The sequence below is a fragment of the Enhygromyxa salina genome, from assembly GCF_002994615.1.
GTDB classification, from domain to species: domain Bacteria; phylum Myxococcota_A; class Polyangia; order Nannocystales; family Nannocystaceae; genus Plesiocystis; species Plesiocystis salina_A.
The window spans coordinates 42615-56526 of the sequence record NZ_PVNK01000269.1; the positions used below are offsets into that span (position 1 = coordinate 42615).

12 protein-coding genes and 1 pseudogene are annotated in these 13912 nt (G+C 67.6%); 7 read left to right on the forward strand and 6 right to left on the reverse strand.

The window, feature by feature from the left end:
- Positions 1–380 precede the first annotated feature (380 nt).
- Positions 381–4136, forward strand: a complete 3756-nt coding sequence (locus ENSA5_RS31215; protein WP_106395371.1) for a metallophosphoesterase — start codon at positions 381–383, stop codon at positions 4134–4136.
- Here the strand turns inward: ENSA5_RS31215 and ENSA5_RS31220 are convergent.
- Positions 4125–4430: a hypothetical protein gene (locus ENSA5_RS31220; RefSeq protein ID WP_146156306.1), complete on the reverse strand. Its 306-nt coding sequence runs from the start codon at positions 4428–4430 to the stop codon at positions 4125–4127. The two genes, ENSA5_RS31215 and ENSA5_RS31220, sit on opposite strands and share 12 nt — an antisense overlap.
- Positions 4431–4599: 169 nt before the next feature.
- Between ENSA5_RS31220 and ENSA5_RS31225 the strand changes: the two genes are divergently transcribed.
- The 3 genes from ENSA5_RS31225 to ENSA5_RS31235 all read left to right on the forward strand — a co-directional run bounded on the left by ENSA5_RS31225 (position 4600) and on the right by ENSA5_RS31235 (position 5704).
- Positions 4600–4914: a hypothetical protein gene (locus tag ENSA5_RS31225; protein ID WP_106395373.1), complete on the forward strand. Its 315-nt coding sequence runs from the start codon at positions 4600–4602 to the stop codon at positions 4912–4914.
- Positions 4915–5095: 181 nt separating this feature from the next.
- Complete coding sequence (locus ENSA5_RS31230; protein ID WP_106395374.1) at positions 5096–5491, forward strand: hypothetical protein; 396 nt, start codon at positions 5096–5098, stop codon at positions 5489–5491.
- A 21-nt stretch (positions 5492–5512) separates the two neighbouring features.
- Positions 5513–5704, forward strand: coding sequence for a hypothetical protein (locus tag ENSA5_RS31235; RefSeq protein WP_106395375.1), 192 nt, complete (start codon positions 5513–5515; stop codon positions 5702–5704).
- A gap of 107 nt (positions 5705–5811) precedes the next feature.
- Here ENSA5_RS31235 and ENSA5_RS31240 read toward each other — a convergent pair whose 3' ends face one another.
- Complete coding sequence (locus ENSA5_RS31240; RefSeq protein ID WP_181198345.1) at positions 5812–6204, reverse strand: hypothetical protein; 393 nt, start codon at positions 6202–6204, stop codon at positions 5812–5814.
- A gap of 222 nt (positions 6205–6426) precedes the next feature.
- Here ENSA5_RS31240 and ENSA5_RS31245 point away from each other — a divergent pair, with 222 nt between their 5' ends.
- Positions 6427–7308, forward strand: coding sequence for a hypothetical protein (locus ENSA5_RS31245; RefSeq protein WP_181198346.1), 882 nt, complete (start codon positions 6427–6429; stop codon positions 7306–7308).
- A 103-nt stretch (positions 7309–7411) separates the two neighbouring features.
- On the opposite strand, the gene tnpA is transcribed toward ENSA5_RS31245, so the two are convergent.
- Positions 7412–7975 carry an IS66 family insertion sequence element accessory protein TnpA gene (tnpA, locus tag ENSA5_RS36550; RefSeq protein WP_146156308.1) on the reverse strand — a complete coding sequence of 188 codons (564 nt, stop codon included), beginning with the start codon at positions 7973–7975 and terminating at the stop codon, positions 7412–7414.
- Positions 7976–8899: 924 nt separating this feature from the next.
- Here tnpA and ENSA5_RS39865 point away from each other — a divergent pair.
- Positions 8900–8983 (forward strand): annotated as a pseudogene (locus tag ENSA5_RS39865) (hypothetical protein); the annotation flags it as partial.
- A 47-nt stretch (positions 8984–9030) separates the two neighbouring features.
- Here ENSA5_RS39865 and ENSA5_RS39495 read toward each other — a convergent pair.
- On the reverse strand, positions 9031–9420 hold the full coding sequence (locus tag ENSA5_RS39495; RefSeq protein WP_258183075.1) for a hypothetical protein: 390 nt from the start codon (positions 9418–9420) through the stop codon (positions 9031–9033).
- Positions 9421–9639: 219 nt separating this feature from the next.
- Here ENSA5_RS39495 and ENSA5_RS31265 point away from each other — a divergent pair, with 219 nt between their 5' ends.
- Positions 9640–10686, forward strand: a complete 1047-nt coding sequence (locus ENSA5_RS31265; protein ID WP_146156310.1) for a peptidoglycan-binding domain-containing protein — start codon at positions 9640–9642, stop codon at positions 10684–10686.
- Between the two features lie 106 nt (positions 10687–10792).
- Here the strand turns inward: ENSA5_RS31265 and ENSA5_RS31270 are convergent, their stop codons facing one another.
- On the reverse strand, positions 10793–13057 hold the full coding sequence (locus tag ENSA5_RS31270; protein WP_106395402.1) for a glycosyltransferase family 2 protein: 2265 nt from the start codon (positions 13055–13057) through the stop codon (positions 10793–10795).
- Complete coding sequence (locus tag ENSA5_RS31275; RefSeq protein WP_444843374.1) at positions 13057–13875, reverse strand: FkbM family methyltransferase; 819 nt, start codon at positions 13873–13875, stop codon at positions 13057–13059. Before ENSA5_RS31275 ends, ENSA5_RS31270 begins: the two co-directional genes overlap by 1 nt.
- Positions 13876–13912 lie beyond the last annotated feature (37 nt).

The window sequence follows — 13912 nt, forward strand, 5'->3', positions numbered from 1 at the left end:
CACAAAAATCCAGTCACATGGAAATTTTTCCAATAAATTTATTGACCCAAAAGTTCAGTGAGAGTAAAAAATATCCACGCACCGGAAACGACCTCCACCCACATGGAAGTGAGGGAGATCGGAACCGCCACCCGCCAGGAAAGGCAGCACCATGCGCTTCATTACCCAGATCGTTCGCCGAGCCACTCAGTCGAGGCCCCAGCCCAAACCCTCGATCACGCGCACCCGAGGCAAGTCGCCGCGCGCCCGGCTCCGCGAAGAAGCGCTGGCCATGCTGGCCTGACAGGCCACCGAGCTCACGGACGAGCTCGAGCACCGAGCGCGCTGGCGCTGCGAAGCCCGGACCCTGAAGGTCCGGGCTTCGTGTTTTAACCGCCCGGATGCCGGTCGTCCTGCACTTCTCCGACCTGCACTTCGGCCCGCACTCGCGCTTCGCGGGCCAGGATCCGGCCGAGGTCGGCAAGCGCTTCTTCGCCCAGGTCCGCGAGGCCTGCGTCGACAAGGGCCTCGGCGAGGTCGAGCTCGTCGTCGTCACGGGTGACCTGACCGAGTCCGCGCGCAAGCAGGAGTTCGAGAGCGCGCGGCGCTTCTTCGAGGCCCTCGTCGGCGAGCTCGGCCTCGACCGCGGGCGCTTTTGCTTCGTGCCCGGCAACCACGATGTGTCGTGGGCCCACTGCAAGCGGGTCCGGATCAACCAGGAGATCGAGGAGTTCGACGACGAGGAGCTCGAGCGGCGGCTCCACATCGAGAAGATGGGGCCCTGGAACGGGTTCCTGGCCGACTTTTATGGCGCGGGCGAGGACCCGGCCACGCGTCGCTCGCTCGGTCAGGGCGCCTTCGTCCACGACCACCGTGACCTGCGGGTGTCGGTCGCGGCGCTCGACTCGTGCGCGCGCGAGACCGACCGCCACCACGGGGGCTTCATCGCCGAGGCCCAGGCTCAGGCGCTGATGAGCGAGTGGCGGCGCGAGGGTCGGCGCGCGTGGATCAAGCTGCTCGCCGTCCACCACAACCCGGTCGCGGACTGCGAGGACAACCTCCGCGAGTGGGTTGGGTGGCTGGGGGATCAGGCCGAGGCCAAGACCCTCGGCAAGGACGCGGTCTTGCATTTCGCGGCCGACGCGACCGGCTTTGAGGGTCGCGAGCGGCTCCACGCGATCGCCGAAGACACCCAGGCCCAGCTGGTCCTCCACGGTCACGTCCACGCGGCTGGCCACGCGCCCTGGTCGTGGCGCCGGGGGATCAAGGGGCAGACCCAGGTCGTCGGCGCGGGCAGCTGCGGCCTCCTCGAACACAAGCTCCCGGGCGAGCAGCCCGTGATGTTCCAGCTCCTGGTCCTGGATCCCGCCGCCCACGAGCTCAACATCCTGAGGCGGGTGTGGGAGCCGCGGGCGCGGGCGGCGGGCAGCGTGGAGCTGGGCACCTTCGTCGACGACCCCGCGATCCCCCGCGGCGGCCTGGTCCTCGACCTCGGCTTCCCCGAAGGCGTCATGAGCCCGCGCCCACGCCCGAGCAGCGGGCCCCAGGTCGACCGCAGCTTCCTCGGCGAGTACCGCATGCGGCTGTGCGGCCGCCATCGGATCTGGGAGCTCGGCGCGGTCCACCTCGGCGCGCGCCGTCCCGCGACCCCGGCGCTCGACGATATGTACGTGCCCTTGCGGCTCGGGGCCCACCAGGAGCTCGACGAGGTCAAGCCCGGCGGCGAGGTGATCACGCCTTACCGCCTGCTCCAGCGTCACCGCAACCTGTTGATCCGTGGCGCGGCCGGCAGCGGCAAGACCACGTGGATGCGCTGGAGCTTTCGCCGCCTGCTCGAGCGCGAGGACGCGCTGCCGATCCTCATCGAGCTGCGCGAGCTCGCCCGCCTGTGGAGCCAGCCGGGCGCGACCGGGCGCCAGCGCAATTTCGATTGGTGGCTCGGGCAGTGGGTCGAGCGCTTCGTCGGCGGCGGCTGGGCCGACGCGCTGCGGGCTGCGCTGACCAGCAAGACCGGGCCGCGACCCGTGCTGATGGTCGACGGTTGGGACGAGCTCGGCGATCTCGGGCGCGAGTTTCGTGAGCAGTTCGACGGCTTCTTGGCCGCGCACCCGCGGGTGCTCGCGATCGCGACCAGCCGGCCCTACGGCGAGCAGGTGCCCGAGCACGACGATCGCTTCGAGGCCGTCGAGGTCCAGCCGCTGTCCGACGCCGAGATGGGCGAGCTCGTGCGCCTGTTCTTCGCCAAGGTCTACGAGGGCAGCGAGGCCGAGGTCGCCGAGGAGGTCGAGCGCTTCGTCCGGGCCCTCGACGCCGCCGAGCAGGCCAAGTCGCTCGGGCGCACGCCCTTGCTGCTGGTCATGATGCTGATCATCGGGCGCGGGCGGCCGCTGCCCGATCGCCGCCACAAGCTCTACGAGTTTTGCATCGAGCAGCTGCTCGACGCGCACCCGGGCAAGCGCGTCCAGGACGGGGCCCAGGTCGCGAGCTGGCAGTGGGCGCCCGCGGACTTCGACTCACGCCTGCGCGCGGTCGCCAAGCTCGCCTTGTGGATGCACGAGAACCGCGGCTCGGCTCGGGCCGGGCGGCTGGCCGTGGCCAAGCGCGAGGCCCTCGCCGCGCAGCTGCCGAGGGCGTGGTCGACGAGCGAGAGGCACGGGTTCTTGGCCTGGCTGGTCGCGAGCTCGGGCTTGATGGTCGACTTCAGCGACGAGGCCCTGTCCTTCGCGCACCTCGGGTTTCAGGAGTACCTCGCCGCCTGGCAGCTCGAGGTCGACTGCGAGGGGGCGCCCGCGAGGATCGAGCTGTGTCGGCGGCTGGCCCGAGACGTGAGCTGGTGGGAGACGCTGCGGCTGTGGTCGGCGCTCGTCGAGGGTCGCTCGCTCGCGCGGCTCGAGCCCGTGCTCGTGGATCTGCTCGAGGCCGGTGACGTCGAGTACTGGCTGGCCGGGGCGATCCACGCCGACGGCGTGGGCGCGGGCGTGTTCGATCGCTGGCTCGAGCTGCTCCCGCGCGCGGTGCTCCCCCTCGGGGAGTGGTCGGCGGCGACGGCCGCGGCTGCGTGGCGGACCAGCCGCCAGACCGAGCGCCGGGCGAGGATCGCCGAGCGGCTGCGCGGCGAGGTTCAGGACGCGTCGTGGCTCGACTGGTGGCGCCTCGCTCGGTGGTGGCGCCGAGCCGAGCTCGACGGCTACCTCAACTGGCCCGCCGAGGACACGCCGGCCGGGATCATCGTGCGCACGACCGAGAAGCTGAAGGTCAGCCGCGAGCAGGTCGCGTGGGGGCGGATCTGGATGGCCAGCTCGCCGCTGTGGTGCGGGGCCCAGCTGCCCTTGCTCGCCCTGCGGCTGTGGCCGAATCGCCGGATGTGGATCGCTTGCGTGCTTCAAGACCGCCTCGGCAGCCGCGGGCCCGTGGACCTCGCCGAGCTCGAGCGCTGGCGTTGGTCGCGGCTGCGCGGTCGCAGCGTCGGCGCGGTCTTGCCCGACTGCACCCGGCGCTACGTCGAGCGGGTCGTCGAGTTCGGGACCGTCGAGCGCGAGCTGTGGCTGGCGCTCGAGCAGGCTCGCTATGTCGCCTCGTTCGAGGTCGGCAACGTCACCTCGGTCGACCGCGACCGCGTCCGACCCGTGACCCTCGCGCGGGAGCTCGGCGACGCCCACCGGGCCGCCAACGCGCTCGCGCGGGACAGCGCCAACCGGGCCGCGCAGTGGGGCGACTGCCTGTTCGACGAAGATCTCGCCGGTCAGTCGCTCGGCTTCGTCGGCGTCCGGACGATGTTCGCCCAGGCGCTCGACGACGAGCCTCTCGTTCGTCTGCTGTCGAAGGCTTGCCGCCTGTCCCTCGCCAACGCGGCGCCCGACGACGAGCTGCATGTTCTGTGCGCGAGCTTTGACGGCGACCCGCTGTGGCCCGCGCTCGCCCGCCACCTCGCCCGGGCCTCGAGCGCCGAGGATCGTCGCTTGCTCGAGGAGCTCGCGGCCCACCCCGAGCGGCGCGAGGGGGTCGTCGGCCTGGGTCTCGAGTATTGGGTCCGGGGCGACGTCCTGCTCCCCGATGGCAGCCAGCGGACCCTCGAGCAGCTCGGCGAGGCCCTGCCGCTGCTCGACGAGGTCCCGCTTGAGCTCGACATCAGCGAGCTGCTCGACTCAGCGCTCTAGCTCGCGGCGCAGGTGCTTGTGCGCGAGCTCGACCATCTCGGTCGCGTTGAGCAGGGCCTTTTGTGCGTGCTCCCAGGCCTCGGCGTTGATCTGGCGGATCAGCTCTTCGCCGCTGGTCTCGTTGCCGGCCTCGGGGTCGAGCCCGGTCACGAACTCGACCCGCGCCTGGCCGCTGTCACCGGGGCGCGTCGCTGACATCGGCAAGAGCTCAGCCAGGCGCGTGCGTGCGGCTTTGAGGTCTTTGTAGGCCTCGTCGAGTTCGGTGAGGATGCCTTCGATGTCCACTTCGACCATGGTTGCTTGCTCTGTGCGGGCACCCCCAGGGTGCCACGGCGCGAGCGCGCATGCATCGGTTTGCCCGCAGTGGGCCGTGCGTGGGCAAAATTGGGGCTTGGCCCGTGGGCCGGTCCGAACGCAGGGGCGCGGTGGGGCGCCGAAGGTGTGGTGGGAGTAGGCCGAACGCGTGCCCAAGTCTGGCCCCGAGTGCCACGCCGTTCACTCGACGCCGAGCTCGCGACAGCTCGCGACCGCAGACTTCGACGACACCGAGCTGGTCAACTACATGGGCCTGTGCGGTGCTGCGGACGCCTCCGGAACCGTGACCATGTGGGTCGGCGAGGCCAGCGTCAGCTTCGCGCCCTTTTGCCCGTTCGAGGGCCTCTTGGCCGTCTTCGAAAAGGTCTGGGCGATCGAGAGCGACCTCGCGGGCTGCCAGACGCCCTTTGCCAAGCTCGAGTCGGTCGAGCCGGCCTCGCGTCGCTGGCCCTCGCCGACCTGATGCTGGGTGGCAAACTCAGTCCGGCCGACCAAGGTACTCGGGGGGCGACCTGCCGCAGGGGCGGCTGTGGTTTTGGCCCTGACGCAAGCCGTGCTATCCGTCGGCGATGAACGCCAAGAGCCCAGTTCGAGGAGGCCTCCGAGGTACCGCGCTGCGAGGGTCTACCTTCTTCGGTCTTGCAATGACGATGCTGCTGAGCGCATGCAAGCCCAGCCCGTGCAGCGACGACAGCGTCGACCTCCCCCCCCACCTGGCCGAGCTCCCCGTCCTCGATGAGGACGCGTCGGTTTGCATCGCGACCACGCCCAGGCCCAAGGAAGAGACGGCCATGCTCATGCGCTGGGGCGAGTCGATCGCTCCCGTCCAGACCGAGCTGATGGTCGAGATGGACGCCGCGGGCTGGGGGCAACAGAGCTGTGGACCTGCGGGCATGGAGATAGCGATAGACCCCGACAAAGTCTGCTTCGGGAAGGGCGAGGAGTTCATGTCGGCCAGCTTCGTGCTTGGGCACTCGAAGCAGCTGGGGATCGAGAAGTCCGCGATCACTACGCACTTGACGTGGTACGGGGGGTCCTGAGCTTTCGCCCAAACTCCTCATGTGAAGCCGCTGGGGCTGTCCGAGACCCGCTTCGCCCTCGCGCGGGCGCTGTGGGCCGTGGCGCAGCGCGAGCGGGCCCGGGAGTTGGCGGCGGCCGCTGGCGAGGGTTTTCGCGAGGCGCTCGAAGACGGCGCCCAGGTCCAGGCGAAGCTCGCCGAGGTCGAGGGGGGGCTGGACGCTCAGGGCGGCTGAGGCAAAAACCTACTGTCCTGGCGGCGTCGGGGTGCATCGGGCCCGCGATCTCATCATGAAACATCACTCCACCGAAGTCACTGGGCGGAGCGCTGAGGCAGATGTGGTCACCCCTGCGGTCGAGGATCGAACCCAGGGGCGGCATCGCATAGGTGACACCCGCCGGCCATCTCTTGCCACGGACAAGCCTCGCTATCGTGCAGCGCCAGGCAGCGCTCGACGTACCCGGCTACTCCGCCGATGGGCTGACCGGCCATGTCGGTCATCGCGTCGATGAAGTCGCGAAAATCGACGTAGAGGTCTTCGAGGTAGCCATTGAAAAAACAGTGTAGGCACGTCACCGCGGATCCGCTGTGGCCCACCTGGAGCATCGGGTCGTCTTCGAAGTAGCGCACGCAACTCTCGCACATGAACAACCCACCGCCGCCATCCGCGTCGAACTCCGGCAGCTCGGTCACCTGGGCCTCGGTCATGCCATCTCCTCGCAGCGCCGCGCTCACGGGACACGGTACCACTACGAGCTGGCCCTGGCCCTGCACGAGCCGCGTTGGAGAGCGGGGGCCGATCGTCTACCACCAAGCCGAGGCTCCGGCCTGCTGCCGCTACCCACGGGGGCAGCACGATCTACGATGGTCCTCTGACTTCTGGTTTTCGCGTAAATGGCGCCGTCTGTTCATTTTCTTCTTCCCATCGCAGGCTTAACTAGTCATATTTGTTTTGTGATGAGAGGGAGCGCATTTTTTGGCCGGCCCGCCCTCTCGCTGCTGACGATGTCGCTGATCGCCTGCGGACCGCCTGCGCTCGGGCCGGGTGACTCCGACGACGGACACGAGACCAGCTCGACGACCGTCACGCCGGATCTACCGAGCACCGACACCGAAGCCGACACCGAAGCCGACACCGCGGACGACGAGGACGAAGCGGGCTTCGTGCCCGATTATGCCAGGCCCGTGCCGCCGTGCGATCCCTTCGAGCAGGACTGTCCCGAGGGGGAGAAGTGTGTGGCCTACGCGGCCGGCCAGTGGTGGGACAGCAACAAATGTGTACCGGTCCTCGGCAGCCAGGCCGTCGGTGAGCCCTGCACCTACGGAGGCCCCGAGGAGGCCACCGACAACTGCGACGCGACCAGCGGGTGCTGGAACGTCGAGGAGATCGAGGGCGAGTGGTCCGGCACGTGCCACGCGTTTTGTACCGGGTCTGACGACGACCCGATGTGTGCGGAGGGCTCCCAGTGCCTGATCTCGAGCGACCCTGTCGTCGTCTTTTGCATCCCGACCTGCGATCCGCTCGTCCAGGACTGCGATGAGGGTCTCGGCTGCTATTGGGCGAGTAACGACTTCAGCTGCATCTTAACCCAGGACGACATCCCCGCCGGCCAGGCTTGCGGCTACATCAACGACTGCAGCCCTGGCCTCATCTGCGTCGACGGGCTCGCGCTCCCCAGCTGCGAGGACGCCGCCTGTTGTACGCCCTATTGCGAGCTCATGGCCGGCGACGCCCAGTGCGACGCGATCCCGGGGACCAGCTGTCTGCCGTTCTTCGAACAGGGCCTCGAGCTGCCCGGCTATGAGCTCGTCGGCCTGTGCATCGTCGATGAGCCGTGAGTGTCACGCGCTGTGTATCGTGAGCCCGGGTGCGGACCGGACTCAGAGTTCTCATTTTGACCTCGGATGTGTTCTGGTTCGCGTGCACCATCTGGGCGAGCCTCTACGGGAGCCCGCTCTTTGGGGCGTCGACCGGCGACGACGGGGAACTCGAGCGGTTGATTGAGCTGGCGCGGGTGCGCGCGGTGGGGCCCGTGGAGGGCGGGCCGGGGATCCCGGACTTGACGTGGTCACTCCTGCCCGCGCTGGAACGCCGGGTCAGGACGTTGTCCGCCAAGACCAAGCCCGTGGAGATCGACTTGCTCGACTGGGCGAGTGACGTCGCGCGCGAGTTCATCGCTCGCAGGATCGGAGAGCAGCCATGACGACAGAGTTCGTCGTCGACGCCGCGCTCGACGTGCACGCGGGCCTGGCCGAGCTCGATGACCAGCGAGGATGACCTCGCGCTCGGGATCTCGCCGACCACGACGAGCCTCGGCGGCGCCGGGTAATTCTTGGCCCAGCGAGCCAGGCGCTGCTCGTCGATGTCGTGGCGCTCGCAAAAGGCCCGCCGGCTCATGTCGCTGTCGCGCCAGGCCTGGACGACCTTCGCGGCGTCTGGACGGGTCCAACGGCGCTTGGCGGCGAGGGAGGCGAGGTCTCGAGGGTCTACGCGTCGAGTTGGCATCCGCCGATCGTCGGCGTCTACGCTCGCTGGCCTCGCCGTCTGCGGCCTCGCGGGGAGCGTCTCACGCGTGACGAAGCTCGCCGAAACAGGCATGCGGCACGCGCGCGCCGTCAAATTGGTGCTTCGGCGGCCTCGAGCGCCCAGAGCGTCGCCGGGGTGCGGGCAGTGGAGAGGATCGATCTCCGCGTGCGGGAGAAGACGGGGCGACGGGAGTTCAGCGAAGGGGAATTTGGGGTGGGGAGTGGGCAGATCCTGCGGGTGGTTAACGACCCCGCTGGCCAAAGCGGGGGACGGTGGTGGTTCGCGTGCGGGAGGTGGTTTGATGTTATTGCTCGCCGCAGCAGCAGCGGTAGTAGTTAGTGACAGGCTCCGTCGGGAGGGAACACGGCCCACCTCCGGCACTTCCGATGAACGAGTTGCACGAGTCGAGATTGCCGTGCCAAGTCAGCGTCCTCCCACCACATCCACCCGCCGCACACACTTTGCCTTGGGCGGCGCAGGCTTCGCTGCAACTCACCAACGGGTCACCGGTAGCGACGCAGTTCCCGAGGGTTGGCGCGCAAACTCCCTCACTGCAAGCGCCATTTCCGTCTACAACCTCGCAGGCATGACCACAGGAACCACAATGCTCTAGGTCAGTGGACGTATCCACGCAGGTTCCGTCACACCAGGTTTCGCCGGCCTCGCAGTTGCCGCCATCGCCATCGCCATCGCCATCACCAGAGTCCCCATCGCCATCACCAGAGTCCCCATCACCAGAGTCCCCATCACCAGAGTCCCCATCCCCATCCCCACGTTCTCTACACAAATACCTCCGACCACACACAGACCCGCGTTGCACTCACAATCTGTTCGCGCTGCTGTTAACCCTGGGCCTGGCCGGCTTCGTCGACCTGCGCGAGCAGCCCGAGCCACGATGAAGGCGTGCATGTCTGCTGCGCCGACGCGGAGGTGCGCATTCGGCAATTGCAGGCGCCTGGCAAGCGGCGCATGGCCGCGCGCGAGTACGCGGCTGGGCATCCCTTCGCCGAGCACGAGCAGCCCGATCGACTCGCTCAGGGCAGCGTCCCGTTGAGCTGCCAGTTCGTGACGCTATCCAAGCTCTGCTCGAGCACCGATCGAGCGCCCTGCGCCCCACCGCGTTGGTTCGCGGGATCCGTGATCGCCAGCACCGTGTGAGAGATCAGCGCGGACGCACAAGAGCCGCCCCCGATCTGAACCTGGATGTTCGCGTCACCGGCGGCGTTGTGCCCCTGCATGTCGAGCCGCACGGCGCCGACCGTGTGCAGCGTGCCCGGGCCGCGACCGAGGTCGGCAAACTGCAGCTGTGCGATGACGTCGTGACAATCGCGGCGTTGCCCTGCGTTCGGAACCACGGCGTGGGGAATGGCAACTCCGGTGTTTACTTTTACCAATGGCATCTGCTTGTCCTGTCTCGAGTTCACAAATCGTGAATCTCGGATCAAACCTACCACTCATGTCGACTGCGCGCCAACCCGAACAGCGAATCACGGCAACCCCAGCGTCGGGTTGGGCCGGGCCGGGTCAATGTCATTGGAAACAGTGACGGCATTGTCCTCATCGACAGGATGGGTAAATGCCGGCGGCGGGTGCATCACAATGGTTCTTGAAGGTGTTGATAAAAGTCGCTACTCTTGTCGCCCATGACTGACGCGCTCGCCTACAATCGTAACCAACATTTTACCCAGGCCGAAACGTCATTTATCCAGCGCGTGGTCGGCAGCGATCCTGACGGGCAGTGGGGGCCGGCCACGGTCAGCGCGATCGAGGCCTGGCAGACCGCCCACAAGATCACGGCGGACGGCAAGGTCTGGCGGAGCACCAGCGGCAACACCTGGCCGCAGCTGTTGGCCGAAGGCGCTGCAGACTGGGCCAAGGTCTCGCCCGGGATCACGCGCGTCGGACTGTGGACCTTCAGCGACGCGGTAGACCCGTCGAGCAGCGCGAGCGCGAGCGAGCTGCAACAGGCCGTCGACGCCGGGCTCACCGATATCGTGTTCACGCTCGACAACGACACGAACACAGAATTCAACCTGCCGACATCCGTCGCCAATATCGTCGAGGTCGGGAAGCGCTACAAGGACAAGGGCATCGATGTCAGCCTCAACACGTTCATCTTCCCGAGCGCTGACTATGTCACCGCGCTCACCGAGGCCGCCCTGCAGATCGATCAGCAGCTGGGCCTGCGCCGCCTCGACGTCGACGCCGAAGAGCTGTGGGTCAAGCACGACAGTCAGTCGGCCAAAGACAGCGCCGCAGCGTTGTTTGGTCAGCAGCTGTCCGGCGCGAGCTTCTTCGTGGCGGTCAACGGGATCGTCTACACCAACAATACGGCGCTCGACCCACTCGTGAGTCAGGCTTGCGTGACCCACATTACGCCGCAAGCATACAGCGTCTCTGGCAAGACCAACTCGGACGGCCAGCCCAGCGCAACCTACAATCCGATCGACCTGCAGACCACCGCGCACACAAAGTGGGGCGGCTGGTGGCCGGACCGCACGATCATCGGTGGCTTCGCCACTTACGATCAGGGCGGGCGCTACGAACTCGGGACCCTGAGCGAAGAGGTCGCCATTGGCCTCGCGCTGCGGACCTGGGCCGATCTCGGCGCCACGGAGGTCTGTGGGTGGTCGATCAAGCAGGTCTCCGCGGCCGCGGCCGCGCTCTTGCGACAACGTGCAAGTTGCTGAGGGCGTGAGCGTCCCGCGGTGGCAGAGGCCCGTCTGCGTCCCCAAGCGGGGCAGACGGGCCGCTCGCGTTGTCGCGGGCTGACGCCAAGCGCGAGCGCTGCGGCGCTCAGACCTGCAGCATCAGCTGCTCCACGTGCGACGCGGGAAAGCTGTGCCAGCGCGCGCTGCTCGTGGCCTTGGGGCTGGTGTTGTGCTGATGGACCGTGGCGACATACAGATCATTGCGCCCATTGACGACCAGTCGCTTGGGCTGCGCGCTCCAGACCAACGCGTTGTCCTCCCCCACGTTGGTCTGCGGGAACCGGACCCGCCGCCAAAAATCGCGGGTGTAGCAGAGCGTGCCGCCACAGACCCAAGGTTGCGCGCCGTCATAGACGTAGCGCCAGGCCTGCCGGGTATCCGGCGCGTAGAAGTACACCCTGTCCAATCCGCAGATGTCGGCGCGGTGCTCGAGCAGGGTCTGAATCTGCGAGCCCAACCACTGCGGCGCCATCCAGTCGTCGTCGTCCCAATGCGCGACGAGCTCGCCCCGCGCCATCTCGCAAGCCAGGTTTCGCTTCTCCCCCAGCGAGGTGCGACGCTCGAGCCGTAGGTAGCGCACGGCCTGGGACTGCGGGATCAGGTCTGCGATATTGTCCTCACCGTCATCGATGATGATGAGCTCCCGCGCAGGGTAGTCTTGCGCCAAGAAGTGCTCGATGGCCCGGGGGACAAAGGCCCGACGGTTGGCGGTTGGCATGATGCAGCTGACCAGGGGCTGCGCCGAACTCGACGAGGGCGCCACGCTAGCAGCCGCAGCATAGAATTCGCGGTCGCGCCCGAGAAACTCGGGCTCGGGAACCTGCGACCACTCGCTCTGTTGTAGGTAGCGCCCCTCGCTGAATTTCCAGGTGTTGCGGTCATGACGAACATACACATACAAGTCGCGCCCAGGTAGTCGGCACAGCCTCGCGCCCTCGCGGATCGCCTTGGCCATGAACTCTGCGTCCTCTCGCAGCGAGGTCGCAGGATAGGGCCCGCTTTGGTCCCAGAGCTCTCGCCGAAACACCAGCGTGCCTCCGCTGACATTCTCGAGGAACAGCCGACGAAACAGCCCGCGCGTCACCGCCCAGAACTCCCCGGCCCCGATGACCAAGAACAGCAGCCCGCTGAGTCCCGTGATGTCCGCGATACCCCGCACGATCGGCGCGACCTGGCGGGTCAGCCGTTGTTCGCTGTGCCAGTCGTCATCGTCCCAATGGGCAATGATCGTGCCCCTGGCGATCCGCGTCCCCTCATTGCGCTTGCCGCCGATGCTGCGTTGCTTGGTCTGCACGACCCGAATATTTGGCTCGTGAATCACGTCGGGCAGGTCGGCCGCGTCTTCGTGAACAATGATCAGCTCGCGGTTTGGGTAGAGCTGGCGGCGAAAATAGAGGATGGCCCGGGCCACGAACTCCGGCCGCCCGCGGGTCGGCATGATACAGCTGACCAGCGGCTGCTCGAGCGCCAGGTCGAGGGGCTCCGCGCTGGGCAGCGGCAACTGGACGCGGGTCGTCGTCGCTGGCGCGAAGTCGGGACAGTCGTCCCCCCGGCATTGCTCATGATAAGGGAGCTGGGGGAGCTGGGCCGCAATAGGCCCCTTGCGCCGGCCACAGAAGCGATCCTGATACACACGCTTGTTCACCTGCAGCAAGGCCGGCTCGGCCTCTATGCGCCAGGCTGGCAGCGGCCCGCGCCTCACGAACGCCGCTCGCGCCCAGACCCCGCAGAATCCGGCCCGGGCCGCGCGAATGCTATAATCCATTTCCCAACATGGGCCGCGAGCGTAGCCGGTGTCTGCGGCCCCGACCGCGGCGACGACCTGCTGACGGACCACAAAGCAGAAGTCTGCGAGGCTATACAGGGGCGCCAGTGAGCGCCAGGTCGGGCCAAAGCGCTGCAGCAGCGACTCCGCCTGACGCTCGACGTCCAGCGTCGAATCGCCACAGGTCGGGGCCACCCCTTGCTCGTTCCAACAGCGGTTGGTCGAGGGCCCGGCGAGTCCATTCCTTGGGTCGGCGTCGAGCGCTCGGACCAGGTGCTCGAGCCAATCCGGCCCAGGCCTCACGTCGTTCTCGAGGAACACGTAAAGATCGGCCGGCTGGGTGATCAGCTGATTGAAGCTGGCCGCGGCGCCGCCGGGGCCAGGCACGCGCAGCTGAGCGACGCCACGACACAGGGCCAGCACCTGCGCCAGGCTCTCGGCTTCACCCGGGCTTGGGTCGACCAGCACGATCAGCTCGAACCCGAGCGCGGTGGTCTCGTGGATCGCCGCGAGCGTGGCGGGCAGCCCCTGCGATCCCGTAGTGACATGGACTCCGATGAGAATCCGGTCGTGCGAGCTCGACATCACCAGGCCTTGTTGCTCGCCACGATCCCGTCGCCCAAGAGCTGCTCCAGCGCGCGCCAGGGACTGTCAGGCGCCTCATCGCTCCAGTCCCGCACGGCCGCCAGCCGCCCTGCTAGGTCGGTGATCGCCCGGTTCGACGCGGCGTAGAGCCTGCGATAGCAGGTCGACAACTCCTCGATGCAGCTGCCGATCTGCTCGTGCCGCAGCGCTGGCGCGGGTGCGTGGAACGACACGCATGTCGTCGGCATACCGAACCGCGCGAGCTGCCGCCAGTGGCCTGGGATCAACGAATACTCGCCGCCCTCCACGTCCATCTTGATGAAGCTGCAGTCGGTGATGTTCTCCTGGTCCAGGAAGTCAACTAGCTTGACGCCTTCTACCTGGCAGCTGGGCTGACCCGGGCGCTCGGGGGCCGCGACCATCCCCGACATGCTGTCACCAAAGGCGCTCGCGTCACTGTGGTACATGCCGCCAGCGTAGAGGTCGACGGGCCCAGACTCGGGCGCGATGCACTGCCGATGCAGCTGGATGCGATCGCCTAGATCGGGGTTGGCGGCGACGTTGGCCTCGAGCTGCGCGTGCGCGACCGGGTCGGGCTCGATCGCGTGAACCCGGCCCGCGCGCTGAGCCGCGTAGAGCGCCGTCGGTCCAATCCACGCGCCAATGTCGACGCAGCTGTGACCCGGGTCGAGGAAGCGGCGGAACACTTTGAAGGTGTGCGGCTCCCAGTGTCCCCGGTTCACCCGGTCCCAGAACAGTCCGCGGTCCGCGTCGGCGCGGACGCGGAAGGAAACGTCTTCGATGGACACACTTTGCATCATGGCATTGGCTCCGAGCCGCGAACAGATCTCCGGG